Annotated in this window: 24 protein-coding genes; 8 read left to right on the forward strand and 16 right to left on the reverse strand. The window is 67.1% G+C overall.

What is annotated here, in order from left to right:
* Positions 1–27 precede the first annotated feature (27 nt).
* On the forward strand, positions 28–390 hold the full coding sequence (locus G369_RS38640) for a hypothetical protein (protein WP_157773744.1): 363 nt from the start codon (positions 28–30) through the stop codon (positions 388–390).
* Between the two features lie 347 nt (positions 391–737).
* Here G369_RS38640 and dnaJ read toward each other — a convergent pair whose 3' ends face one another.
* The 15 genes from dnaJ to G369_RS0120105 all read right to left on the reverse strand — a co-directional run bounded on the left by dnaJ (position 738) and on the right by G369_RS0120105 (position 16092).
* The gene (gene dnaJ / locus G369_RS0120035; RefSeq protein WP_019655813.1) at positions 738–1868 is read right to left on the reverse strand and encodes a molecular chaperone DnaJ; all 1131 of its coding nucleotides are present in this window, start codon (positions 1866–1868) and stop codon (positions 738–740) included.
* A 108-nt stretch (positions 1869–1976) separates the two neighbouring features.
* Positions 1977–3914 carry a molecular chaperone DnaK gene (gene dnaK / locus G369_RS0120040; protein WP_019655814.1) on the reverse strand — a complete coding sequence of 646 codons (1938 nt, stop codon included), beginning with the start codon at positions 3912–3914 and terminating at the stop codon, positions 1977–1979.
* 120 nt (positions 3915–4034) lie between these two features.
* Positions 4035–4607: a nucleotide exchange factor GrpE gene (gene grpE / locus G369_RS0120045; protein WP_080647872.1), complete on the reverse strand. Its 573-nt coding sequence runs from the start codon at positions 4605–4607 to the stop codon at positions 4035–4037.
* Positions 4608–4760: 153 nt separating this feature from the next.
* On the reverse strand, positions 4761–5111 hold the full coding sequence (locus tag G369_RS0120050) for an FKBP-type peptidyl-prolyl cis-trans isomerase (RefSeq protein WP_019655816.1): 351 nt from the start codon (positions 5109–5111) through the stop codon (positions 4761–4763).
* Between the two features lie 86 nt (positions 5112–5197).
* Positions 5198–5662, reverse strand: coding sequence for a winged helix-turn-helix transcriptional regulator (locus G369_RS39915; protein WP_038115407.1), 465 nt, complete (start codon positions 5660–5662; stop codon positions 5198–5200).
* A 179-nt stretch (positions 5663–5841) separates the two neighbouring features.
* On the reverse strand, positions 5842–6693 hold the full coding sequence (gene asd, locus G369_RS0120060) for an archaetidylserine decarboxylase (protein WP_019655818.1): 852 nt from the start codon (positions 6691–6693) through the stop codon (positions 5842–5844).
* Positions 6694–6821: 128 nt separating this feature from the next.
* Entirely contained in the window at positions 6822–7817 is a 996-nt protein-coding gene (locus tag G369_RS0120065; RefSeq protein ID WP_019655819.1) for a Bug family tripartite tricarboxylate transporter substrate binding protein, read from the reverse strand.
* A gap of 12 nt (positions 7818–7829) precedes the next feature.
* Positions 7830–8810 (reverse strand): tripartite tricarboxylate transporter substrate binding protein, encoded by a 981-nt coding sequence (locus G369_RS0120070; RefSeq protein WP_019655820.1) that lies wholly within the window; start codon positions 8808–8810, stop codon positions 7830–7832.
* Between the two features lie 58 nt (positions 8811–8868).
* Entirely contained in the window at positions 8869–9633 is a 765-nt protein-coding gene (locus tag G369_RS0120075; protein ID WP_019655821.1) for an SDR family NAD(P)-dependent oxidoreductase, read from the reverse strand.
* Positions 9634–9716: 83 nt separating this feature from the next.
* On the reverse strand, positions 9717–11291 hold the full coding sequence (gene garD / locus G369_RS0120080; RefSeq protein ID WP_019655822.1) for a galactarate dehydratase: 1575 nt from the start codon (positions 11289–11291) through the stop codon (positions 9717–9719).
* 139 nt (positions 11292–11430) lie between these two features.
* Entirely contained in the window at positions 11431–12726 is a 1296-nt protein-coding gene (locus tag G369_RS0120085) for a TRAP transporter large permease (RefSeq protein ID WP_019655823.1), read from the reverse strand.
* Between the two features lie 8 nt (positions 12727–12734).
* Complete coding sequence (locus G369_RS0120090; protein ID WP_019655824.1) at positions 12735–13223, reverse strand: TRAP transporter small permease; 489 nt, start codon at positions 13221–13223, stop codon at positions 12735–12737.
* 142 nt (positions 13224–13365) lie between these two features.
* A complete protein-coding gene (locus tag G369_RS0120095) occupies positions 13366–14346 on the reverse strand; it encodes a TRAP transporter substrate-binding protein (RefSeq protein ID WP_019655825.1) in 981 nt (326 codons plus the stop codon).
* Positions 14347–14384: 38 nt separating this feature from the next.
* Positions 14385–15275, reverse strand: a complete 891-nt coding sequence (locus G369_RS0120100) for an SMP-30/gluconolactonase/LRE family protein (RefSeq protein WP_019655826.1) — start codon at positions 15273–15275, stop codon at positions 14385–14387.
* Positions 15265–16092: an NAD-dependent epimerase/dehydratase family protein gene (locus tag G369_RS0120105; RefSeq protein WP_019655827.1), complete on the reverse strand. Its 828-nt coding sequence runs from the start codon at positions 16090–16092 to the stop codon at positions 15265–15267. The genes G369_RS0120100 and G369_RS0120105 overlap by 11 nt, the downstream gene beginning before the upstream one ends.
* A 236-nt stretch (positions 16093–16328) precedes the next feature.
* Between G369_RS0120105 and G369_RS0120110 the strand changes: the two genes are divergently transcribed.
* From G369_RS0120110 to G369_RS0120140, 7 genes are all read left to right on the forward strand, one after another.
* Positions 16329–17198 (forward strand): FadR/GntR family transcriptional regulator, encoded by an 870-nt coding sequence (locus tag G369_RS0120110; RefSeq protein ID WP_038115410.1) that lies wholly within the window; start codon positions 16329–16331, stop codon positions 17196–17198.
* Between the two features lie 115 nt (positions 17199–17313).
* Positions 17314–18321, forward strand: coding sequence for a Bug family tripartite tricarboxylate transporter substrate binding protein (locus G369_RS0120115; RefSeq protein ID WP_019655829.1), 1008 nt, complete (start codon positions 17314–17316; stop codon positions 18319–18321).
* Positions 18322–18475: 154 nt separating this feature from the next.
* Positions 18476–19387, forward strand: coding sequence for a 5-dehydro-4-deoxyglucarate dehydratase (kdgD, locus tag G369_RS0120120; protein ID WP_019655830.1), 912 nt, complete (start codon positions 18476–18478; stop codon positions 19385–19387).
* Between the two features lie 47 nt (positions 19388–19434).
* Positions 19435–19884 (forward strand): nuclear transport factor 2 family protein, encoded by a 450-nt coding sequence (locus G369_RS0120125; RefSeq protein WP_019655831.1) that lies wholly within the window; start codon positions 19435–19437, stop codon positions 19882–19884.
* Between the two features lie 13 nt (positions 19885–19897).
* Positions 19898–20884: a Bug family tripartite tricarboxylate transporter substrate binding protein gene (locus G369_RS0120130; protein ID WP_184607272.1), complete on the forward strand. Its 987-nt coding sequence runs from the start codon at positions 19898–19900 to the stop codon at positions 20882–20884.
* 135 nt (positions 20885–21019) lie between these two features.
* Positions 21020–22375 (forward strand): glucarate dehydratase, encoded by a 1356-nt coding sequence (gene gudD, locus G369_RS0120135; protein ID WP_019655833.1) that lies wholly within the window; start codon positions 21020–21022, stop codon positions 22373–22375.
* 142 nt (positions 22376–22517) lie between these two features.
* On the forward strand, positions 22518–23954 hold the full coding sequence (locus G369_RS0120140) for an aldehyde dehydrogenase family protein (protein WP_019655834.1): 1437 nt from the start codon (positions 22518–22520) through the stop codon (positions 23952–23954).
* A 102-nt stretch (positions 23955–24056) separates the two neighbouring features.
* On the opposite strand, the gene G369_RS0120145 is transcribed toward G369_RS0120140, so the two are convergent.
* Positions 24057–25610, reverse strand: a complete 1554-nt coding sequence (locus G369_RS0120145) for an ABC transporter permease/substrate-binding protein (RefSeq protein ID WP_019655835.1) — start codon at positions 25608–25610, stop codon at positions 24057–24059.
* Positions 25611–25622 lie beyond the last annotated feature (12 nt).

Below are 25622 nucleotides of genomic sequence, written 5' to 3' on the forward strand. Positions count from 1 at the left end.
GCAAAGGCTTGCGCAACATTTAAAGGTGTGCCTGCCCATGGCTGCATGCCGTGGAAAACTCCCCTACAACAATCTGCTAACAATCAGCATAAAGCAAAGATTGAACCCGGCAAATCATTTGTTAATTCAGAACCACGCTGCCAAGTAAAGTTCCACCAAAATCAAGGAACAAATTTCCGGATTTCAGGTAAATTCAAAGGCTCGCTTTCTTCATTCTCTCCGGGTGAAAACACCTATGCCGAATGGCCGTCGTCCGTTTTTGCCTTTTCTCCGGGAAAAAATCGCCTATTGAGCGTCGAGGCTCAAAAAACAGGCGTTCCTGTTGCAATAACGCGCGATCTGCCGTTCGGTTTATTGCTCAACCCAAAAAAATATAAAAGCAAACCCTGAGCCACCTTCGGATAGGTGGCTCGCGTGAGTCGGTGTCGGTATCGCGCCCGGGGCGGGGTCGGCGTGTTCCTTCTGGTGCGGATGCACCGCATCGGTGCGACCAGGGGTGCAGTGGCCGGTGCACCAGTTCAAGGTGGCCGGTCTGCTCCAGAGATAGGTAGGGATAGCGGGGAGGCTGCTCTCGAGCCCCCGTGTCCAGCGAAGCGGCCCCGGTTCGCTGTTCAACCTCAAGTGGACAGGGGCCAGCCTTTCAGCAGGCTTGAGCATGCCGAGGCCGGCCATTGCGGCCGGCCCGAAGCACGACGCCGGTCTACTGCGCAGCGGCAGGCCCGGCGCGTGCAGGACGATCAGCTGAAGAATTCCTTCGCCTTGTCGAACCAGCCCTTGTCGGTGGGGCTGTGCTTCTCGCCGCCCTTCTTGAGCGACTCGTCGAGGTCCTTCAGCAGCTTGCGCTGGTACTCGGTGAGCTTCACCGGCGTCTCGACGCGCACGTGGCAATACAGATCACCCGGGTAGCTCGAGTTCACGCCCTTGATGCCCTTGCCGCGCAGGCGGAACTGCTTGCCGCTTTGCGTGCCCTCGGGAATGTCGATGGCCGCCGCACCCTTGAGCGTGGGCACGTTGATCTCGCCGCCGAGCGCGGCAGTGGTCACGCTCACCGGCACCACGCAGTGCAGGTTGTCGCCGTCGCGCTCGAAGATGTCGTGCTTCTTCAGGCGGATCTCGATGTACAGGTCGCCCGGCGGGCCGCCGTTGACGCCAGGCTCGCCGCTGCCCGTCACGCGCATGCGCTGGCCGTCGTCGATGCCCGCGCGGATCTTCACTTCGAGCGTCTTGTTGCGCTTGATCTTGCCCTGGCCGTGGCATGCGGTGCAGGGCTCGGGAATGATCTTGCCGCTGCCGTGGCAGGTGGGGCAGGTCTGCTGCACGCTGAAGAAGCCCTGGCGCATCTGCACCGCGCCCGCGCCGTGGCAGGTGGTGCAGGTGATGGGCTTGGTGCCGGGCTTCGCACCCGAGCCGTGGCAGGTCTCGCACTCGTCCCAGGTCGGGATGCGGATCTCGGTGGTCTTGCCCTCGGCCGCTTCCTCGAGGGTGATCTCCATCGCGTAGCTCAGGTCGCTGCCGCGGAAGACCTGCCGGCCGCCGCCGCGGCGGCCGCCGCCTCCGAACACGTCGCCGAAGATGTCGCCGAAGGCTTCCGCGAAGCCGCCGAAGCCTTCGGCGCCCGGGCCGCGCATGTTCGGGTCGACGCCGGCGTGGCCGTACTGGTCGTAGGCCGCGCGCTTCTGGCCGTCGGAAAGCATTTCATAGGCTTCCTTGACCTCCTTGAACTTGGCCTCGGCCTCCTTCGCGGTGTCGCCGTGGTTGCGGTCCGGGTGGTGCTTCATCGCGAGCTTGCGATAAGCCTTCTTGATTTCTTCCTCGCTGGCGTTCTTGGGGACGCCCAGGGTTTCGTAATAGTCGCGTTTGGTGGCCATGGCAGGTCGATCGGGAGATCAGGAGAAGCGGCGGGAGCTCGGGTGACTGAAGCGAGAAAGGCTGGAGCACCCTCTCAGGTGTTCCAGCCTTGGTCGGCGGGCTGGAGATCAGCCCTTCTTGACTTCCTTCACTTCGGCGTCGACCACGTTGTCGTCAGCCTGTGCGTGCGATGCAGCTTCCGCGCCAGCCGCGCCGGCTGCTGCCGAGGCGCCGGCCGCGGCCTGCGATTCGGCGTACATCTTCTCGCCGAGCTTCTGGCTCGCGGTCATCAGGGCGTTGGTCTTTTCCTCGATCGCGGCCTTGTCGTCGCCCTTGAGGGCTTCTTCCAGGTTCTTGATCGCGGTCTCGATCGCGTCCTTCTCCGAGGCCTCGAGGCTTGCGCCGTGTTCGCCCAGCGACTTCTTCACGCTGTGGACCATGGCTTCGCCCTGGTTGCGCGCCTGCACGATCTCGAGCTTCTTCTTGTCGTCGGCGGCGTTGAGCTCGGCGTCCTTCACCATCTTCTGGATCTCGTCTTCCGACAGGCCCGAGCTCGCCTTGATGGTGATCTTGTTCTCCTTGCCGGTGCCCTTGTCCTTCGCGCCGACGTGCAGGATGCCGTTGGCGTCGATGTCGAAGCTCACCTCGATCTGCGGCGTGCCGCGCGCTGCCGGCGGAATGCCTTCGAGATTGAATTCGCCCAGCAGCTTGTTGCCCGCGGCGATGTCGCGTTCACCCTGGAACACCTTGATGGTCACGGCCGGCTGGTTGTCCTCGGCGGTCGAGAAGGTCTGCGCGAACTTGGTCGGGATCGTGGTGTTCTTGGCGATCATCTTGGTCATGACGCCGCCCATGGTCTCGATGCCCAGCGACAGCGGGGTCACGTCCAGCAGCAGCACGTCCTTGCGGTCGCCCGAGAGCACCTGGCCCTGGATGGCGGCGCCGACGGCCACGGCCTCGTCGGGGTTCACGTCCTTGCGCGGATCCTTGCCGAAGAACTCCTTCACCTTCTCCTGCACCTTGGGCATGCGGGTCATGCCGCCGACCAGGATCACGTCGTTGATGTCGCCCACGCTGATGCCGGCGTCCTTGATGGCCAGGCGGCAGGGAGCGATGGTGCGCTCGATCAGCTCGTCGACCAGGCTTTCCAGCTTCGCGCGGGTCAGCTTGATGTTCAGGTGCTTCGGACCCGATGCATCGGCCGTGATGTAGGGCAGGTTGATGTCGGTCTGCGCGCTGTTCGACAGCTCGATCTTGGCCTTCTCGGCGGCTTCCTTCAGGCGCTGCAGGGCCAGCACGTCCTTGCTCAGGTCGACGCCCTGTTCCTTCTTGAACTCGCCGATGATGTAGTCGATGATGCGCTGGTCGAAGTCTTCGCCGCCCAGGAAGGTGTCGCCGTTGGTCGACAGCACTTCGAACTGCTTCTCGCCGTCCACGTCGGCAATTTCGATGATCGACACGTCGAAGGTACCGCCGCCGAGGTCATACACGGCGATCTTGCGGTCGGCCTTGTCCTGCTTGTCCAGGCCGAAGGCCAGGGCAGCGGCGGTGGGCTCGTTGATGATGCGCTTGACGTCGAGGCCCGCGATGCGGCCGGCGTCCTTGGTGGCCTGGCGCTGGGCGTCGTTGAAGTAGGCGGGCACCGTGATCACGGCTTCGCTGACGGTTTCGCCGAGGTAGTCTTCGGCGGTCTTCTTCATCTTGCGCAGGATGTCGGCGCTGACCTGCTGCGGGGCGATCTTCTTGCCGCGCACTTCCACCCACGCGTCGCCGTTGTCGGCCTTGGCGATGGTGTAGGGCATCAGGTCGATGTCCTTCTGGACTTCCTTTTCCTCGAACTTGCGGCCGATCAGGCGCTTGATCGCGTACAGCGTGTTCTTGGGGTTGGTCACGGCCTGGCGCTTGGCCGAGGCACCGACCAGCACTTCACCGTCTTCCTGGTACGCGACGATCGACGGCGTGGTGCGCGCACCTTCCGAGTTCTCGATCACACGCGTGGTGTTGCCTTCCATGATCGACACGCACGAGTTGGTGGTGCCGAGGTCGATGCCGATGATCTTTGCCATGTTCTTACTCCTGAAAGCCTGAAAGTTATGTTGTTATGAACGTGTGGATAACCCGTTGCGATTCAAGGGACGAAACGGGGATTTCCTGTGGGAATCTTGTGTACTGCAGAACGTCCGGCGTCACTTGGGCGCGCTGACGGTGACCAGCGCGGGGCGCAGCACGCGGTCGTTGATGGTGTAGCCCTTCTGCAGCACGCTCACCACGGTGTTGGGTTCCTGGTCGGCGGGCACCATCGAGATGGCCTGGTGCTGGTGCGGATCGAACTTGGTGCCGGGGGCGGGCGCCACCTCGATCACCTTGTTGCGTTCGAGCGCGCTCTTGAGCTGGCGCAGCGTGGCCTCGGCGCCTTCGCGGATCTGCTCGGGCGTGGCGTCCTTGACGGCCAGGCCGGCTTCCAGGCTGTCGGTCACGGGCAGCAGGCTTTCGGCGAAGGCCTCGACGGCGAACTTGCGGGCCTTGCTGACTTCTTCGTCGGCGCGGCGGCGGGCGTTCTGCACGTCTGCCTGGGCGCGCAGGTACTGATCGGCCAGTTCGGCATTCTTGGCCTGCAGCGCGGCGAGTTCGGCCTGCGCGACGGCCAGGGCGTCGAGCGCCTCGGCCTCGTTGGCGGCATGCGCCGCCTCCAGTTCTTCGGGACTTGGCTCGCCTTGCAGCATTTGAGAGTTCTGTGCGGATTGTTGCGGGTCAGACATTTTTCAAAGAACCGGCAGGCGCCGGAAAACAAACGATAGCCAGCCACTTGGGGCTGGCCAGAGGCTTTTCAAGCGAAAAAATGGGGTCGAAACGGCCTCCGGGACACAAAAAAGGCCCGAAACCGGGCCTTGTAGCCGCGTTGGCAGAGGGGCTCAGTGGGCGTCGAGCAGTTCGACGTCGAACTTCAGGGTGGCGTTCGGGGGGATCACGCCGCCCGCGCCGCGCGCGCCGTAACCCAGCGACGCGGGAATGATCAGCGTGCGCTTGCCGCCGATCTTCATGCCGGCAACGCCTTCGTCCCAGCCCTTGATGACCTGGCCGGCGCCCAGCGAGAACGCGAAGGGGTCGTTGCGGTCGCGGCTGGAGTCGAACTTGGCGCCTTGCACGCCGTCGTTGTAGAGCCAGCCGGTGTAGTGCACGTGCACGTGATGGCCGGCCTTGGCTTCGGCGCCGGTGCCGACTTCGGTGTCTTCGTATTGCAGGCCGGAGGGGGTGGTGGGCATGGGGAGCGTTCCTTGCGTCGAATGTGAGATCCGTGGATCGAAGGAGCGGAGTTTACCGATGCCCGGCAGGCGGCTCCGGCGCGCGGTCAGCCGTGGCTGGTGCCGTCGCCGGACGGTGCAGGTGCGGAAGCGGGCGATGCGAGGGGGTCCGCGGAGGGAGCCGAAACCGGGGGAGCCGGGGCCGAAACCGGCGCGGCGGGAGCGGTCGGGGCCGCGGCGGCGGGCACGGCAGTCGCAGTCGCCGCAGCCTTCTTCTGCTGGCCGAGCTGCCATTTGCCGGCGAAGGCCTGCAGGTCGGACAGGCGCTTGAGCAGGTCCTGCCCGCTGAGCGTGAGGCTGTAGCCGTCGCTGCCGTGGCCGACGAGGCCGGCCTCGCGCAGTTCCTTGATGCGGGTGTTCAGCGTGTTGGGAGTGATGCCGCCGACGCTGTCCTGCAGCAGGCGGAAGGTCTGCGCATGGCCGTCGCGCAGGGCCCAGAGCACGCGCAGTGCGTAGCGGGCTTCGAGCAGGGCGAGCAGCTGGCTGATGGCTGCGTTTTCCTTGGTACTCATCGACATCATCTCCTCGAAGCTGGGCGGGCCGTCGACCTGGCGGGGGCAGGGCGATGCCTCGCGTTCTTGTGGTTGGTTATGAACCGTCTCGTTGGCCGGCGACTATATCGCAATCGATGAGAATGCTACTAGTTTTGTAGCTGTAAATACAAGCTGCATGCGGGTTGTGAGACAAAGCCTCACAAATTGGTGTAGTCGGCCATGGCTTCGCCCAGCCGGATCGCGCGGCCCGGTGCCCATTGCGGGTTGAAGGCCAGCGCAGGCGCCGGGAAGAGCATGACGACGGTGGAGCCCAGCAAGAACCGGCCCATCTCGTCGCCCTTGCGGATGTCGATCTGCTGATCGGCGTAGTGCCACTCGCGCAGCTCGCCCACGCGCGGCGGGTTGACCACGCCGTGCCAGACGGTGGCCATGCTGCCGACGATGGTGGCGCCCACCAGCACCAGCACGAAGGGCCCGCGCGCCGATTCGAAGACGCACACCACGCGCTCGTTGCGCGCGAAGAGGCCGGGCACGCCGCGCGCCGTCGTCGGGTTCACCGAGAACAGGTCGCCCGGCACGTGGATCATGCGCACCAGCCGCCCATCGCAGGGCATGTGGATGCGGTGGTAGTCGCGCGGGCTCAGGTAGAGCGTGGCGAAGCTGCCGTGCGCGAACTTGGCGGCCAGCGTGGCGTCGCCGCCCACCAGTGCGGTGGTCGTGTAGTTGTGGCCCTTGGCCTGGAAGATCTGGTCGCCCTCGATGGCGCCGAACTGGCTGATCGCGCCGTCCACCGGGCACACCAGGTCGGCCTGGGCGATAGGCCGGGCGCCGGGCTTGAGCTCGCGCGTGAAGAACTGGTTGAAGCTCTTGTAGTGGCTGATGTCCGACTCGAGCGCCTCGCCCATGTCCACGCCGTACTTCGCCACGAAGCGCCGGATGATCCACGTCGTGACGGCGCCCCGCTCCTTGCCCGCGACCCAGCCGGCGAAATTGGTCAGGGCCTGCTTGGGAAACAGGTATTGGGGCAGTACGGCGGAGCGGTCGGACACGTGGCAATGATCTGGAAAGCGGATCGGAGGGGCATTCTATAAAGGGCTTTTCGCCCGGGGCGTAGGAAGCTTCCCTTGGTTCCCGGCCATCCGCGGCCGCCCCCGGGCCGCCCCCGCCGATCAGCCGGTCAGTCGGGCTTGATGCCCGCCGCCTTGATCACCTGCGCCCACTTCTCGACCTCGGCCTTCTGGAAGGCCGCGATCTGCGTGGTGCTCAGGTCGGCCGGCTCCATGCCGAAACCCTTGAGCTTGTCCTGCATCTCGGGCGTCGCGAGGATCTTGCGGATCTCGGCGTGCAGCCGGTCGACCACCGGCGCCGGCGTGTTCGCGGGCACGAAGATCGCCTGCCACGACACCACCTCGAAGTCCCGCAGCCCCGGCACGCCCGACTCCGCCACCGTCGGCACGTCGGGCATCGAGGCCAGCCGCTTCGCCGAGGTGACGGCGATCGCGCGCAGCTTGCCGCTCTGGATGTGCGGGCCGGCCACCACGGTGGTGTCGAACATCATGTCGACCTGCCCGCCGATCACGTCCTGGATCGCCGGGCCGCTGCCCTTGTACGGGATGTGCGTGAACTTCACGCCCGACTTGTAGGCCAGCAGTTCCAGCGCCAGGTGCTGCGAGGTGCCCGTGCCGGCCGAGGCTGACGAGAGCCCGCCGGCCTTGGCCTTGCTGGCTTCGATCACGTCCTTCAGCGTCTTGCAGGGGCTGGCCTGGTTCACCACCAGCACCACCGGGTTGGTGCCGATCAGCGTCACCGGCGCGAACGACTTCTGCGGGTCGTAGCCGAGCTTGGGATACAGGCTGATGTTGATCGCGTGCGAGCTGATCGTGCCGCCCACCAGCGTGAAGCCGTCGGGCGCGGCCCGCGCGCCGATCTCGGAGCCCACGCTTCCGCCGGCGCCGCCCTTGTTGTCGATGATCACCGTGGTGCCCAGCGCCGGCCCCAGCTTCTGCCCGATCAGCCGGCCCAGCACGTCGGTGGTGCCGCCGGCCGGAAAGGGCACGAGATAGGTGATGGGCTTGCCGGTGGGCCAGTTGCCGCTGCCTTGCGCGAAGGCAGCCGGAAGCGCTGCGGCGACCGAAGAGGCGAGGGCGGTGCGGATGAGTGTGCGGCGTTGCATGCGATGCCTCCCTCAGGGCTTGATGCCCAGCTTGGTGATGAGCTGCTTGAAGTACTCGTTGTCCTTCGCCAGCGTTTCCTTGAAGGCGGCGCCGTCGGTGTAGACGTAGCCCAGGTTCTGCTTGTCCATCACCTCGCGCAGCGCCGGCTCCTTCGCGGTCTTGGCGGCGATGTCGCGCAGCTTGGCCATCACTTCGGGCGGCGTGTTCTTCGGCGCGCCGAGACCGCGCCAGGTGCCGATCGAGATGTCGATGCCGCGCTCCTTCGCGGTGGGCACCTTGTCGAAGGCGGGCAGGCGCTTGTCGGCCATGACCATCAGCATCTTGAGCTTGCCGGCCTGCACGTAGGTGGAAACCTCGGCCGGGCTCACGGCCACCGCCTCGACGTGGCCGCCCAGCAGCGCCAGCACGGCGGGGTTGGCGCCCTGGAACGGAATGTGGTTGAACTTGGCGCCAGTCTTGTCTTCGAGTGCCGAGGCGGCCAGGTGCCAGATCGAGCCCGTGCCCGAATTGCCCACGCCCATCTCGCCTGGCTTCTTCTTCGCGGCGGCGACGAATTCCTCGATGGTGTTGTAGGGCGAGTCGGCCTTCACCGTGATGGCGGCCGGGTCGGCGTTGAGCTGCGCGATGGGCTGGAAGTCGTCGTAGTTGAACTTCGCCAGGCCCAGGTGCGGCAGCGTGAGCAGCTCGACCGTGAGCACCGCGAGTTTGTAGCCGTCGGGCTTGGCGTGGATCACCTCGTTCCAGCCGATGGCGCCGCCCGCGCCGGGGCGGTTCACGATCACGATGCTCTCGGACATGTACTTGCGGCTCGCGTCGGCGAAGGCGCGCGCGAGCGCGTCCGTGCCGCCGCCGGGCTGGTAGGGAACGACCAGCTCGACCACATGGTTGGGGTAGTCGTTGCCGGCGGCATGGGCCGCGGGGGCTGCAGCACCGAAGGCGATGCAGGCCGCGCCCGCGAGGGCCACCAGCTTGCGCAGGAATGGGATCGTCATCTTCTTTGTCTCCGTCGTGGTTTGCGTTGATTGCCGAATAAGGGAGGGCGCTGGAGGCTCAGGGCATGTACTGCCCGCCATTCACCTCGATCACCTGTCCGGTGACGTAGCCCGAGAGCTGCTCCGAGGCGAGATAGAGGAACGCGCCCACGCATTCCTCGGGCTCGCCGAGCCGGCCCATCGGAATGCTGGCGCGGAAGCTCTCCAGCATCGCGGGCGTGGAGAAGCGGTCCTGGAAGGGGGTCTGGATGACGCCCGGTGCCACCGCGTTCACGCGGATGCGATCGCCCACCAGCTCCTTCGCCAGCCCGTGCGTCGCCGTGCTCACGAAGCCCTTCGAGCCTGCGTACAGGTAGGCCGAAGGCCCGCCGCCGGTGCGCGCCGCGACCGAGGTCACGTTGATGATGTTGCCGCCGCCGCTCTTGCGCATCAACGGAACCACCTCGCGGCAGAACGCGAGCACCGAGCGCGCGTTGATGTGCAGCACCTCGTCGAAGAGCGCATCATCGAACTCCGCGATCGGCACGCGCCTGACCAGGCTGCCCGCGTTGTTCACCAGCACGTCGATGCGGCCGCCGAACTGCGACGAAGCCTGCTTCACGCACTCGCGGATCGCGCCCGTGTCGCGCACGTCGGCCTTCAGCGCAAAGGCGGTGCCGCCAGCCGCGAGGATGGTGTCGACCACCTGGTTCGCCGCGTCGGCGGAGCTGTTGTAGTGCACCGCCACGCGCATGCCGCGCGCGGCGAAGGCGATGGCCACCGCCGCGCCTATGCCGGTGCTGGCGCCTGTGACGAGGGCTGTCTTGTCCTTGAGGTCTTCCATGTGGGACTCCATTGATGAAGAGACTGTTCTGAAAAAGGAATCAGAGATAGAGACGTGAACCCGGGCGTCGCGCTCGTCCCTGCTCAGGTCACCGGCGCGGGATTGAACAGCACCAGCGCGTTGTGCAGCTTCCAGTGCTCGGCCCAGGTCTTCCTGCGGCCGCTGGCCACGTCGAGCATCAGCCGGAAGAGTTCCCAGCCCACGTCCTCGATGCTGGCCTCGCCGTCGGCAATGCGGCCTGCGTTCACGTCCATCAGGTCGTGCCAGCGGCGCGCGAGGTCGCTGCGCGTGGCGACCTTGATCACCGGCACCTCGGCCAGTCCGTAGGGCGTGCCGCGGCCGGTGGTGAAGACATGCAGGTTGATGCCGGCGGCCAGCTGCAGCGTGCCGCAGATGAAGTCGCTGGCGGGGGTGGCGGTGTAGATCAGGCCCTTCTGCGCGGCCTTCTCGCCGGGCGCGAGCACGCCGCTGATCGGCGCGGAGCCCGACTTGACGATGGAGCCCATCGCCTTCTCGACGATGTTGGAGAGCCCGCCCTTCTTGTTGCCCGGCGTGGTGTTGGCGCTGCGGTCGACCATGCCCTTCTTCAAATAGGCGTCGTACCAGGCCATCTCGCGGATCATGGCCTCGGCCACCTCGGGCGTGGATGCGCGCGAGGTGAGCTGGTCGATGCCGTCGCGCACCTCGGTGGTCTCGGAGAACATCACGGTGGCGCCCGCGCGCACCAGCAGGTCGGTGCAGAAGCCCACGGCAGGGTTGGCGGTGACACCCGAGAAGGCATCGCTGCCGCCGCACTGCACGCCCACCGCCAGTTCGCTGGCGGGCACGGTCTCGCGTTTGCGCGCGTCGAGCCGGGCGAGGTGCTCCTCGGCCTGGCGCATGACCGAATCGATCATCGACATGAAGCCGACGTGAGCGTCGTCCTGCAGGCAGACCACGTCGAGCGCGGCGTCGGGGGCGGTGCTCGCGCGCTCGTCGGCGATCGGAATGCTCCCTGGCGGCAGCAGCCGCTCGGGCTGCAGCTTCTCGCAGCCGAGGCTCACCACCATCACCTCGCCGCCGAAGTTGGGGTTGAGGCTGATGTTGCGCAGCGTGCGGATCGGCACGATGGCGTCGGGCGCGTCGATGGCCACGCCGCAGCCGTAGGTGTGTTCCAGCGCCACCACGTCGTCGACGTTCGGGTACTTCGGCAGCAGCTCGGCCTTGATGCGCTGCACGGCGAACTCGGTGACGCCCGCCACGCACTGCACCGTCTGCGTGATGGCCAGGATGTTGCGCGTGCCCACCGAGCCGTCGGCGTTGCGGTAGCCCTCGAAGGTGTAGCCCTCCAGCGGAGGCAGGGCAGGGAGCTTGACCGTGGCGATGGGCAGGCCGTCGAGCTCGGGCGCGGTCGGCATGCGCATCACGCGCTCGTGCACCCAGCTGCCGCGCGGCAGCGCCTTCAGCGCGTAGCCGATCACCACGTCGTAGCGGCGGATGGCCTCGCCTTCGGCCAGGTCGACCAGCGCGACCTTGTGGCCCTGGGGCACGTTGTCCACCAGCCGCAGGCCGTCGGCGAACTCCGCGCCGGCCTTCAGCCCGCCGTCGTTGGCGACGATGGCCACGTTGTCGGCCGCGTGGATGCGGATGTAGAGCGGAGGTCTTGCGGCGTCGGACATATCAGGTTTCAAGGACGGCAAAGAGGATCGCGGTCTTCTCGTGGAACACCGCGGAACCGGCCTTGCCGGCCGCAGGTGTTGCCCCCTGCAAGGGGGAAGGCGCGCGCGACACGAAGTGCGCGAAGACTGGGGGTGTACGTCACTTCACCACCATGAACATGCTGGGAAGCCATGTGGAGAACGCGGGTACGAAGGTGACCACCGCCAGCGCGAAGATCAGCGCTCCGTAGAACGGCCAGATGGTGCGCATCACCGTTCCCACCGACACCCCGCCGATCGCGCAGCCGACGAACTGCGTCGTGCCCACGGGCGGCGTGTTCAGGCCCAGCGCGCAGTTGATGAGCATCACGATGCCGAACTGCACCGAGGTCATGCCGTATTGCTGGGCGATGGGCAGGAAGATCGGCGTGCACAGCAGGATGGTGGCCGCCATGTCCAGGAAGGTGCCCAGCACGAACAGGATGATGTTGATGAGCAGGAAGATCACCCATGGCGTGCTCGTCACCTGCGACAGCATCTGGCCCGTGAGCTCGGCCACGCCGTACAGGCTGATGAGGTAGCCGAAGGTGCTGGAGATGCCGATCAGCAGCAGGATCACGCCGGTGGTGCGCACCGCCTTCGATGCGGCCTTGATGAAGTGCTCCCACTTCAGCGTGCGGTAGACGAAGATGGTGAGCGCCAGGGCGTAGAGCACTGCCACCGCCGCCGATTCGGTGGCGGTGAAGATGCCCGACAGGATGCCGCCCAGGATCAGAAGCACCACGAACAGGCCCGGCAGCGCCGCCGCGAACGAGCGGCCCACGATGGCCCAGCCGGGGAAGGTGCCCGCGGGGTAGCCGCGCTTCACCGCCACCAGGTAGGCGGCCGCGAGGTTGCTGACGGTGAGCACCGCGGCCGGCAGCAGCGCAGCCAGGATCAGCGCCGCGATCGACACCTTTCCGCCCGCCGCGAGCGAATAGATGATGAGGTTGTGGCTGGTCGGCATCAGGGCGCCCACCAGAGCCGCGTGGGTCGTCACGTTGACCGCGTAGTCGGCGTGATAGCCCTCCTTCTTCATCATCGGGATCATCACGGCGCCCATGGCCGAGACGTCCGCCACGGGCGAACCCGATACGCCGCCGAACAGCGTGCAGGCCACCACGTTCGACATGCCCAGGCCGCCGCGCACATGGCCCACCAGGTCGCGCGCCAAGTTGACGATGCGGTCCGCGATGCCGCCGTAGAGCATCAGCTCGCCGGCGAAGATGAAGAACGGGATGGCGAGGAACGAGAAGATGCCCATGCCCGAGGTCATCTGCTGGAAGCCGACCGCCAGCGGCAGGCCTTCATACAGCAGCGTGGCCAGGGCCGACAGGCCGATGGAGAAAGCCACCGGCACGCCCAGCAGGAGGAAGAGCGTGAACGAGAGGCAGAGAATGAGCAGAGGGATCGTCATGGTGCGGTTCAGCCCCAGGCAGGTTCGACTTCGCGGCCCTGGGCGAGCGCGATGATGTGTTCGATGGAGAACATCACGATGAGGACGCCCGATGCGGCGGCGGGCACGTACTTCCAGCCCTCGGAGATCCAGAGCGTGGGCAATCTGTAGTCCCACACCGACTCGGCGAGCGAGGCGCAGTTCCAGGCCATGGCAATGCCGAACAGCAGGATCAGCGCGTGGATGAGGTATTCCATCTTCAGCCGCAGCCAGTCCGGCGCGAGCACGAGGAAGGATTCGAGCCCGATGTGGCCCGCGTCGCGCACGCCCACGGCCACGCCGAGCATGGTGACGTAGAGCACCAGCAGCAGTGCGAGGCTTTCGGCCCAGGTGGGGGTGTTGTTGAGCACATAGCGGCCGAACACCTGCCAGCTCACGGCGCAGATCACCGCGACGAGGCCGAGGATGCCCAACCACATGCAAGCACGCGCGAGGGTGCGGCAAAGTTTGGTGTACATGAAGTTTCTTCTCTGTTTTCTCCCTCCCCCTCTGGGGGAGGGCAGGGGTGGGGGCTAGCGGCGTCCCTATGCCAGCGCCGTCGTGCCCCCATCCCGGCCTTCCCCCAGAGGGGGAAGGAGTTGGTTCAGCAGCGCGGCTCGCTCACTTCGTGTCCTGGACGCGCTTGACCAGGTCCTTCAGCTTCGCGTCCGTGATGAACTTGTCGTACACCGGCTTCATCGCCGCCTGGAACGGCGCCTTGTCCACCTCGATGATCTCGGCGCCGCCGGCCTTCACGGTGGCCAGCGACTTCACTTCGCGCTCTTCCCACTGCTTGCGCATGTAGGGCACCGACTCCTTGGCGGCCTGGCGGATCCAGCCTTGCTCCTCGGCCGAGAGCTTGTCCCACGCGCGCTTGGAGAACAGCAGCATCTCGGGCGCCATCGAGTGCTCGGTCTTGCTGTAGTACTTGGCCACCTCGAAAGCGCGGGCGCTCTCATAGGTGGGGTAGTTGTTCTCGGCGGCGTCGATCAGGCCGGTCTTCAGGCCCGTGTACACCTCGCCCATCGGCATCGGCGTGGCGTTGGCGCCCATGGCCTCGAGCATCGACACCCACAGGTCGGACTGCTGCACGCGCACCTTCAGGCCCTTCATGTCGGCGAAGCTGCGCACCGGCTTCTTGGCGGTGAACATCGAGCGCGCGCCGCTGTCGTAGTAGGCCAGGCCGACGAAGCCCTGCTTCTCGCACGACTTCAGGATCTCCTCGCCGATCGGGCCGTCGAGCACCTTGTGCAGGTGGTCGACCGAGCGGAACAGGAAGGGCATGGTCGGCACCTGCGTCTCGGGGCAGATGTTGTTCATCGGCGCGATGTTCACGCGCACCATCTGCAGCGCGCCGATCTTGGTCTGCTCGATCGTGTCCTTCTCGCTGCCGAGCGCACTGTTGTTGAACACCTTGATGCTGTGCTTGCCGCCCGACAGCGCCTTCAGGCGCTCGCTCATGAACTTCACCGCGGTCACGGTGGGGTAGTCGTCGGGGTGGATGTCGGCCGAACGGAACTCGGTGGCGTGTGCAGCCATGGTGGTCAGCGCGGCTGCTGCGCACGCGGAAATTGCGATCAGGGTCTTCTTGGCGAATTTCATTTGTCTCGTCCTCTTGCTTGGTGGTTGTTGAAAGGGGTTCAGCTGCCGAAGGCCGGTTCCGGGACGCCCTGCGCGCCGGGCCGCAGCGCGAAGACGCCGCCGGCGAGCGGCTGGTCCGACAGGTCGATGCCGCCGGGGCGGATCGAGGTGACGAACAGGGTGTCGAGGCCCGCGCCGCCGAAGGCGCACATCGCTGGCTTCTTCACCGGCACTTCGAGAGATCGGTCGAGCCGGCCATCGGGCGTGAAGCGGTGCACCAGGCCCGCGTCGTTGCCGCAGATCCAGTAGCAGCCGTCTGTGTCGATGGCGGCGCCGTCGGGTCGGCCGGGCAGGGGCTTCATGTCGACGAAGAGGCGCCGGTTGCTCGGCGTGCCGGTGGCGGTGTCGTAGTCGAAGGCCCAGACGGCTTGTACCGCGGGGTGCGAATCGGAGAGGTACATGGTGCGGCCGTCGGGGCTGAAGGCCAGGGCGTTGGGCACGATGAGGTCGTCGAGCCGAAGGGCGGCACCGCGGTCGCCCTTGCCGTAGCTGTAGAGGCGGCCGACGCGCGCGCCTGCGGCCATGTCGAGCAGCATGGTGCCGGCCCAGAAGCGGCCCTGGCGGTCGCAGCGTCCGTCGTTGAAGCGCATGGCGGGCGCAGCGTGTTCGACGCGGGCGAGCGAGGCGGCGGCCAGCGTGCCGTCGGCCTGCGGCTTCAGCGAGAAGAGGCCGCTTTCCATGCCGGCGATCCACTCGCCGGGCGCGTCGGCGCGCGGCGCGATGCAGGCGATCATCTCGTCGGCCTTCCACTGCACGTGGCCTTCGCTCGCGTGCCAGCGGTTCAGCGTGCGCGCGGGAATGTCGACCCAGTACAGCGCCTGCTCGGCGGCATGCCACACCGGGCTCTCGCCGGTGCCGTTGCGTGCGTCGAGGACGAGCTCAGCGCGCATTGCCTGAATCACCGAACGGACCCTGTGCCGTGAAGGCGCCGCCCTGGTAGATGGCGTTGGGGTCGGTGGGCGCGACGGGGGGCTGCTGCTCGATCTTGTCGCGGAACACTTCGGAGCTGTCCTGCGCCACGAAGCCCAGGTGCGCGGCCGCACTGTTGTCCCACCACACGTCGCGGTTGTTCGACATGCCGTAGACCACGGTGTGCTTCACGTCGGGCGTGAAGAGCGACTTCTCGATCAGCGAAGTCAGGTCGCGGTAGCTCAGCCACGTGCTCATCATCCGGCGGTTGGCCGGCTCGGGAAAAGACGAGCCGATGCGGATGCTCACCGTCTCGATGCCCCAGCGGTCGAAGTAGAACTGCGCCACATCCTCGCCGAAGGACTTCGACAGGCCGTAGTAGCCGTCGGGCCGGCGCGCAGCGTGGGCATCGATGCGTTCGCTCTGCTTGTAGAAGCCGATCACGTGGTTGGAGCTCGCGAACACCACGCGCTTCACCCCGTGGCGGCGCGCGGCCTCGTAGATGTGGAACACGCCCTTGATGTTGGCCTCGAGGATCTCCTCGAACGGCCGCTCCACCGACACGCCGCCCAGGTGGACGATGGCGTCGCAGCCTTCCACCAGCGCGTGCACCGCGGCCTTGTCGGCGAGGTCGCAGGGCACGACTTCCTCGTGCGCATCGGCAGCCGGCGCCAGCGCGGCGATGTCCGACAGCCGCAGCACGTTCGCATACGGCTTGAGCCGTTCGCGCAGCACCTTGCCGAGGCCGCCGGCCGCGCCGGTCAGCAGGAGGCGGTTCATCTTGTTGTTGTCTGTCATGGCTGCTCGTCCTTGCATGCAGGAGTCATGGTTTCCGAGGGGTGAGCGTTGCGGCGGTTTCGCTGGAGCGGCCGGTACGATGCCGTGCAAGCAAGGTCGGTCGTGAGGTCGAAAAGGCGCTGCATTTCGGTGCCGTGGAAACCGCAGGCCGCCGGCGGATTCGCCCGCGACGCTTGGGAGTTGAGTGATAAGTTATCGGTTGTCGTACAACTAGTTTGGAGATTATCATCGTGGCCATGGTTCAGACGACTGCGGGTAATCCCTTGGTGTCGGACGCTCCGGCGGAGGCCGCTTCTTCGGCGCCGTCTTTCGTGGGGCGTCCGCGGCAGCGTGCGCGCGGACTCGCGCACGGGCTGGTGGAAGACCTGGGCGAGAAGATCCGCAGCCAGGCGCTGCGCCCTGGCGACAAGCTGCCGACCGAGTCGGCCATCATGCAGGCCTATGGCGTGAGCCGCACCGTGGTGCGCGAGGCGCTGTCGAAGCTGCAGGCCGCGGGGCTGGTCGAGACGCTGCACGGCGTGGGCACCTTCGTGCTGCAGCCGCGAACGGGTGGGGTGTTCCGCCTCGATCCGGGCGAGATCGCCGCCTCCGTCGACGTGCTCGCCGTGCTGGAGTTGCGCATCAGCCTGGAGACCGAGTCTGCCGGCCTCGCCGCCAGCCGCCGCACCGACGAACAGCTGGTCGCCATGCGGCAGGCGCTCGACGACTTCGAGCGCAACGTGGTGGTGGCCGGCGACACGGTGGGGCCGGACTTCCGCTTCCACCTGCAGATCGCCGAGTCGACCGGCAATCCTTACTTCGCGGACATCATGCGGCACCTGGGCACCACGCTCATCCCGCGCACCCGCATCAGCGCCATCCGCACGCACGAGGGCGGGGCGCCTTACCTGAGCCGCGTCAACCGCGAGCACGAAGAGATCTACGCTGCCATCGCGCGGCGCGACGCCGAATCGGCGCGCGCCGCCATGCGCATCCACCTGACCAACAGCCGCGAGCGGCTGCGCATGGCGCAGGAGGCCGCGCAGCAGAAGGCGAAGGCCGATGCCGCCGCCACTGCTGGGGGCGATGCGTCCCCGCCGTCGTCCGACAGCGCCTCCTCCCACTGACATTTTTCTTGTCCGGCCTGCTGGACAAGTCGTCTGCCTAGTTGTACGATGACTGATAACTTGTGCGGCTCATTGCGCGCAAGGCAGTGACGACCATCGAACAACAGGAGGCAGCATGACCATCTCCCGACGCGGCGCACTCGGCGTCGCGCTCGCCACCACGCTGGCCGCCAGCCTGCCGGCGCGCTCCTTCGCGCAGGCCGCGGCAGGCGCGCAGGGCGGCACAGGCAACTGGCCCTCGAAGCCGATCCGCATCATCGTTCCGTACCCGCCGGGCGGCTCTTCCGACATCATTGCGCGCGCCATCAGCCAGCCGCTGTCGGAGGCGCTCGGGCAGCCCGTCGTCATCGACAACAAGGCCGGCGCCAACGGCAACCTCGGCGCCGACCTGCTGGCCAAGGCGCCGGCCGACGGCTACACGCTGATGCTGTGCGACCTCGGCGCGCTGGCCATCAGCCCGTCGCTGTATCCCAAGCTGCCTTTCGACCCGTCGAAGGACCTGCGCAGCGTGGCCATGCTGGCCTACTCGCCGCACCTGCTGGTGGTGCACCCGTCGGTGCAGGCCGGCACGCTGAAGGAGCTGGTCGAGCTCTCGAAGAAAAGCGATCTCAACTTCGCCGTCACCGCCAGCGGCAGCACCGCGCATCTCGCGGGCATCGAACTGCAGCGCCGCATCGGCGCCAAATGGGAGTACGTGCCCTACAAGGGCGGCGTGCAGGCCGTGCTCGACACCGTGTCGGGCCAGACTCAGGTGCTGATGAACGGCATGCTCGCCACCTACCCGCAGGTGCAGGCCGGCAAGCTCAAGCTGATCGCAGTGTCCAAGGCCACGCGCATGCCGCTGATCGGCAGCGTGCCGACCATCGCGGAGCAGGGCGCCCCCGGCTACGAGTCGGGCACCTGGCAGGGCATGGTCGCCGCGCGCGGCGTGCCTGACGCGATCGTCAATCGGCTCAATCGCGAGCTGGTGCGCATCATCCGCACCGCCGACATCCGCGCCCGCCTCGCCGGCCAGGGCGCCGAGGTCGTGACCATGACCGCGCCCGAACAGGACCAGTTCTTCGCCAAGGAGCGAGCGCGCTGGGCCCAGGTCATCAAGGACGCCAACGTCAGGCTCGACTAGTCATGCCCGCCCCCCGGCTTTTCACTCGCTGCGCTCCGTGTAATTCGCCACCCCCCGAGGGGGAGGCGCGGCTCGCCTTGGGGCGGCCCGGCGGCGGCCGCATCGCCCGCAGCATTTCCTTCTCCTTTTCCTCATCTTCACTGGACTCTTCCCGATGAACCCGCAAGAACTCAAGACCATCATGGGCTCCGGCCTGCTCTCGTTCCCGTTGACCGACTTCGACAGCAACGGCGACTTCAACAAGAAGGGCTACCAGCAGCGCCTCGAATGGCTCGCCCCCTACGGCGCGAGCGCGCTGTTCGCGGCCGGCGGCACTGGCGAGTTCTTCTCGCTGACCGGCGACGAGTACCCGGGAATCATCCAGACGGCAGTGGACACCTGCCGCGGTGTGGTGCCGATCATCGCGGGCGCCGGCGGCCCCACGCGCTTCGCCATCCAGTGCGCGCAGGCCGCAGAGAAGGCCGGCGCGCACGGCATCCTGCTGCTGCCGCACTACCTCACCGAAGCCGGCCAGGAAGGCCTGGCCGCGCACGTCGAGGCCGTGTGCAGGAGCGTGAAGTTCGGCGTGATCGTCTACAACCGCGCCACCAGCCGCCTCAAGCCCGACACCCTGGCCGCACTGGCCGAACGCAACCCCAACCTCGTCGGCTTCAAGGACGGCGTGGGCGACATCGAGGCCATGGTCGCCATCTACCAGAAGATGGGCGACCGCTTCGCCTACCTGGGCGGCCTGCCCACCGCCGAGGTCTACGCCGCCGCCTACAAGGCGATGGGCACGCCGGTGTATTCGTCGGCCGTCTTCAACTTCATTCCGAAGACCGCCATGGACTTCTACAAGGCCGTCGCCGCCGACGACCTGCCGACGCAGCACCGCCTGCTGAAGAACTTCTTCATGCCCTACCTCGAGCTGCGCAACCGCGTGCCGGGCTACGCGGTGAGCATCGTGAAGGCCGGCGCAAGGATCGTCGGCCACGACGCCGGCCCCGTGCGCGCACCGCTCACCGACCTCACGCCCGAGGAGATGGAAAAGCTCAAGGCGCTGATCGACGCGCTCGGCCCTCAGTAAGCCGGCTCCTGGCGCAAGACCCATCACAACAACGGAGACAAGACGCCATGTTCCTCAAGAAGCTCTTCCTGATCGCCGCTTCGGCGGCCCTTTTCTCGGCCTGCTCGGTGATGCCTGCGGGCAATGCCGCGTCGGCAGCGCCCGAGGTGGCCGCGGCCGCCGAGCGGCTGCGCATCGCGATGATCGATCCCACCGCGCCGGCCCTGGGCGCGCTGGTGGCCGACGACCTCAGCTACGGCCATTCGGGCGGCAAGGTCGACACCAAGGCCAGCTTCATCGCCGACCTGCTCGACGGCAAGTCCGACTTCGTGACCATCGCCATCACCGACCAGACCATCAAGGTGGTCGACGGCAACACGGCCATCGTGCGCCACACGCTCACGGCCGACACCAACGACTCGGGCAAGCCCGGCAAGGTGGCGCTGAAGATCCTCGGCGTCTGGCAGAAGCAGGGCGGCAGCTGGAAGCTGCTGGCCCGGCAGGCCGTGAGGATCTGACCGGATGACGCGCATGCAAAGGCGAAGTCTTCTTGCGGCGGCCTTCGCGTCCGCCTCGGCCGTGCTGCTGCCCCAGGCCGCCGTCGCGCAAGCGGACGCGTGGCCCCAGCAGAGGCCGGTGACGATCATCGTGCCGTTCCCTGCCGGCGGTTCCACCGACATGGTCGCCCGCACCATCGCGCTGCAGCTGCAGACGAAGCTCGGCGGCAGCTTCGTCGTCGACAACCGGCCCGGCGCCACCGGCACCATCGGCACCGGCCAGGTGAAGCGCGCAGCGCCCGATGGCTACACGCTGCTGGTGTCCTCGCTCGGCGCCTTCGTCGTCACGCCGCACCTGCAGAAGAGCGTGTCCTACGACGCGACGAAAGACTTCGACTACATCAGCGTGCCCGTGCAGGCACCCAACGTGCTCGTCGCGAATGTCGCGCGGCCGGAGCGTACGGTGGACGACGTGCTGGCGCTGCTGCGCAAGACGCCGGGCAAGGTCTCGTTCGCGAGCTCGGGCAACGGCTCGTCCGACCATCTCTCGGCCGAGCTCTTCTGGCAGCAGACGAAGACCGAAGGCGTGCACGTGCCCTACAAGGGCGGTGCGCCCGCGATCAACGACCTGCTGGGCAACCAGGTCGACTTCTCGTTCCAGAACGTCAATGCGGTGCTGCCGCACATCCGCGGCGGCAAGCTGCGCGCCATCGCCGTCACGGGCGACAAGCGCTCGCCGGTGCTGCCCGACGTGCCCACGCTGGCCGAGGCCGGCGTGAAGGGCGCCGAGGTCTATTCATGGCAGGGCATGGCCGCGCCCAAGGGCCTGCCGCCCGCTGTGAAGAAGAAGCTGAGCGACGCGGTCGTCGCCGCCATGCAGGACCCGGAGACGAAGAAGCGCATGCTCGACCAGGGCCTGGAGATCGTCGCCAGCACGCCGGAGGAATTCACCGCCTTCCAGTTGCGCGAATGGACGCGTTGGAAGACATTGATCGACGCCCGCCACATCACCGCTGAATAACTGGCTCTCCCCCAGGCTTCGCGCACTTCGTGTCGCTTCGCCAACCCCCTCGCCGGGGGCAACACCTGAGGCCCGGCAAAGCCGGTTCCTCGGTGTTCCCCGAAAGGACCGGCCCGGTTTTGGACTGATTAAAAGATGACGCTTTCAGACTCCACTTCGTCGCCTTCGGGCGCTCCCGTCGTCACCGGCATGCGCGTGGTCCCGGTTGCGGGCCACGACAGCATGCTGATGAACCTGAGCGGCGCCCACGGGCCGTTCTTCACGCGCAACCTGCTGATCCTGACCGACAGCGCCGGCCACACCGGCGTGGGCGAAGTGCCCGGCGGCGAGAAGATCCGCCAGACGCTGGAGGACGCGCGCGAGCTCATCGTCGGCCAGCCGATCGGCCGGCACAACGCGGTCCTCAACAGCATGCGCAGCGCCTTCGCCGGCCGCGACAGCGGCGGGCGCGGCCTGCAGACCTTCGACCTGCGCGTGACCATCCACGCGGTCACGGCCGTCGAGGCCGCGCTGCTCGACCTGCTGGGCCAGTTCCTCGAAGTGCCCGTGGCGGCCCTGCTCGGCGAAGGCCAGCAGCGCGATGCGGTGCAGATGCTCGGCTACCTCTTCTACGTGGGCGATCGCAGCAAGACCGATCTGCCGTACGAAAGCGACCCCGGCGCCGACAACGACTGGTTCCGCCTGCGCCACGAGGAGGCGATGACGCCCGAGGCCATCGTGCGCCTGGCCGAGGCCACGCATGCGCGCTACGGCTTCACCGACTTCAAGCTCAAGGGCGGCGTGCTGCGCGGCGAGGAAGAGGTCGAGGCGATCCGTGCGCTGCACGAGCGCTTTCCGAAGGCCCGCGTCACGCTCGACCCCAACGGCGGCTGGCTGCTGCAGGACGCGATCCGCCTGTGCCGCGACCTGCACGGCGTGATGGCCTACGCCGAGGACCCGTGCGGCGCCGAGGGCGTGTTCTCCGGCCGCGAGGTGATGGCCGAGTTCCGCCGCGCCACCGGCCTGCCCACCGCCACCAACATGGTCGCCACCGACTGGCGCGAGATGGTGCACAGCCTCTCGCTGCAGTCGGTCGACATCCCGCTGGCCGATCCGCATTTCTGGACGTTGCAGGGCTCGGTGCGCGTGGCGCAGCTGTGCCAGGCCTGGGGCCTGACCTGGGGTTCTCACTCCAACAACCACTTCGACGTGTCGCTCGCGATGTTCACCCACGTGGCCGCCGCGGCCCCCGGCAAGGTGACGGCCATCGACACGCACTGGATCTGGCAGGACGGCCAGCGCCTGACGAAGGCGCCGCTGCGCATCGAGGACGGCTTCGTGAAGGTGCCCACGCGCGGCGGCCTGGGCGTGGAGCTCGACATGGACGAGGTCGAGAAGGCGCACCAGCTGTACCTGAAGCACGGACTGGGCGCGCGCAACGATGCGCAGGCCATGCAGTACCTCATCCCGGGGTGGACCTTCGACAACAAGAAGCCCTGCATGGTGAGGTAGAGAATCACCCCCAGGCTTGCCCACTTCGTGTGGCCGCCAACCCCCTTGCAGGGGGGCAATACCTGCGGCCCGGCAAAGCCGGTTCCGCGGTATTCCCGTAATGACTGGCGATTCTTCGAACCGTATTGAAAAAGGACCCAACATGCAGAACTTCGACAACCTCATCGGCGGCGAATGGCGTGCAGGCGCCGGCTACAGCCCCAACGTCAATCCGAGCAACCTGTCCGACGTGATCGGCCAGTACACGCAGGGCGATGCCTCGCACGTCGATGCGGCCGTGGCCGCCGCCACCGCGGCCTTCCCCGCCTGGGCCACCGGCAGCGTGCAGGCGCGCTCCGACGCGCTCGACAAGATCGGCAACGAGATCCTCGCGCGCAAGGAAGAACTGGGCACGCTGCTCTCGCGGGAAGAGGGCAAGACCAAGGCCGAGGGCATCGGCGAGGCCGCGCGCGCGGGCTACATCTTCAAGTTCTTCGCGGGCGAGTGCCTGCGCCTGTCGGGCGAGGTTCTGCCTTCGGTGCGGCCGAACATCGGCGTGGAGATCACGCGCGAGCCGGTGGGCGTGGTCGGTCTCATCACGCCGTGGAACTTCCCGATCGCCATCCCGGCCTGGAAGATCGCGCCCGCGCTGGCCTTCGGCAACTGCGTAGTGCTCAAGCCCGCCGACCTCGTGCCGGGCAGCGCCTGGGCGATCGCGGAGATCATCAGCCGCTCGGGCATTCCGGCCGGCGTGTTCAACCTGGTGATGGGGCGCGGCAGCGTGATCGGCAATGCGCTGGTCAACCACCCGGGCATCCACGCGATCAGCTTCACCGGCTCGGTGGGCGTCGGCCGCAACATCGCGGTGCAGTGCGTCACCAACCACAAGAAGGTGCAGCTCGAAATGGGCGGCAAGAACCCGCAGGTGATTCTTGACGATGCCGACCTCGCACAGGCCGTGGAGCTGAGCGTGCAGAGCGCTTTCTACTCGACCGGCCAGCGCTGCACCGCCTCCAGCCGGCTGATCGTCACCGAAGGCATCTATCCGAAGTTCATCGACGCCATGAAGGAACGCATGGCGAAGATCAAGGTGGGTGACGCGCTCGCGCAGGGCACCGACATGGGGCCGGTCTCGTCGAAGTCGCAGCTCGACCAGGACATGGAATACGTCGCCATCGGCAAGAGCGAAGGCGCGACGCTGGCGGCCGGCGGCGAGCTGCTGAAGCTGGAAACCGACGGCTACTACATGTCGCCGGCCCTCTTCAGCGAATCGGCCGCCACCATGCGCATCAACAAGGAAGAGATCTTCGGCCCGGTGGCCAGCGTGATCCGCGTGAAGAACTACGAGGAGGCACTGGCCACGGCCAACGACACCGAGTTCGGCCTCTCGGCCGGCATCGCCACCACCTCCCTGAAGTACGCCACGCACTTCAAGCGCCACAGCCAGGCCGGCATGGTGATGGTCAACCTGCCGACGGCGGGCGTGGACTACCACGTGCCTTTCGGCGGCCGCAAGGGCTCGAGCTACGGTCCGCGCGAGCAGGGCCGCTATGCGCAGGAGTTCTTCACGACGGTGAAGACGGCCTACACGCTGGCCTGAGCTTCAGCGTATCGGTAACGGGCTGCCGGACGAAGAGGGCGCGGAAGGAATACCCGAAGAAATGTTTCGGGGTTCCTCTGCGTTCGACTGTCCGCTCCCGCATCAAGACGGCGATGAAGAGGGCGGTGCCCGGCGGCGCCTGCGCATCAGGTATTCGATGAGTTCGAAGACGCCTTCGCTCAACAGGGCCAAAGCCGCGGCCGGCAGTGCGCCTGCCACCAGCAGTTCGCGGTCGTTGAGGGCCAGGCCCGTGACGATGCGTTCTCCGAAGCCGCCTGCGCCGATGAAGGCGGCGATGGTGGCGGTGCCGATGGCGATCGCGGTGGCGGTGCGCACGCCCGCCAGCAGGGTAGGCAGCGCGAGCGGCAGCAGCACGAGGCGAAGGCTCTGCGGCGGTGTCATGCCCAGGGCCGTGCCGGCGAGGCGCAGGCCGTTGGGCACTTCGGCCAGGCCCGTCACCGTGTTGCGCATGATCGGCAGCAGCGAGTAGAGGGTGAGCGCGATCAGCGCCGGCAGCGCGCCGATGGCGCCCAGCATCGAGATCAGGACGGCCAGCAGCGCCAGCGAGGGCACGGTCTGCAGCAGGCTCGCGAAGCCCAGCACCACGGCACGCAGCCGCACGTGCGGAAACACCAGGATCGCGATCGGCACGCCCACGAGGATCGCGATGCCCACCGACAGCGCCACCAGCAGCAGGTGCTGCCGCGCGAGCTTCCACAGGTCGGGTCCGAACAGCTTGGCGACGAAGCCGCGGCGTGCCTCCGGCGGCTGCGCATTCGCTGCGCCCCTGGAGGTGCTGGCGATGAAGTCGTGCGCGATCTGGTCGAAGGGCACGCCTTGCAGCTCGGCGCGCGCATTCATCGCGATCATGGCGTGCTCGTCGACCTTGCCCTCCAGCGCCTGCAGCGCGGCCCAGGCCTTGGGCAGCCGTTTGGGCAGGTCGAGCTTGTAGAGCACCACGGCGTCGTAGCGCGGGAAGTACTTCCTGTCGTCCTCCAGCACGCGCAGGCCCAGGTGGTCGATCTTGGCGTCGGTGGTGTAGATGTCGATCACGTCGATCTGCTTGGCGGCCACCGCGTCGTAGGCCAGGCCGTGGTCGAGGCCGGTGGGCGCCTGCGCGAAGCCGTAGCGCTCGGCCAGGCCCTTCCAGCCGTCGGCACGGCCGATGAATTCGTTCGAGAGGCCGAACTTCAGCTCGGGGTGCTTCGCCAGGTCGCTCAGCGTGCGCAGGCCCAGCCGGTCGGCATCGGCGGCGCGCACCGCGAGCGCGTAGCCGTCGTTGAAGCCCAGCGGAATCGCAACGCCCAGGCCCATCGGCGCGAGTGCGGCGTTCATCTCCTCGCGCGTGCCCGCGGGTGTGCCCTTGAGGATTTCCTGCGCGATGGTGCCGGTGTATTCGGCGTAGAGGTCGATGGCGCCCGAGCGCAGGGCCTCGTAGACGATGGCCGTGTTGCCCAGCCCTTGGCGAACCACCGGCGGCGTGGCCGTGTGCGGTGCGGCAGTCTGCGCCAGCAGCTCGGCCAGGATGTACGACTCGGTGAAGCGCTTGGAGCCGACGCGCAGCGTCTCGTCGGCCGCCCGCGCGGCACTGCAGACGGCAAGCCAGGCGATGACGAGGAGCAGGGCGGCGCGCGCGAAGCTGCGAGGCAGGTGCATCCGGGCCAGTGT

It is taken from the genome of Variovorax atrisoli 110B, from assembly GCF_000382045.1.
In the GTDB taxonomy this organism is placed as follows: domain Bacteria; phylum Pseudomonadota; class Gammaproteobacteria; order Burkholderiales; family Burkholderiaceae_C; genus Variovorax; species Variovorax atrisoli.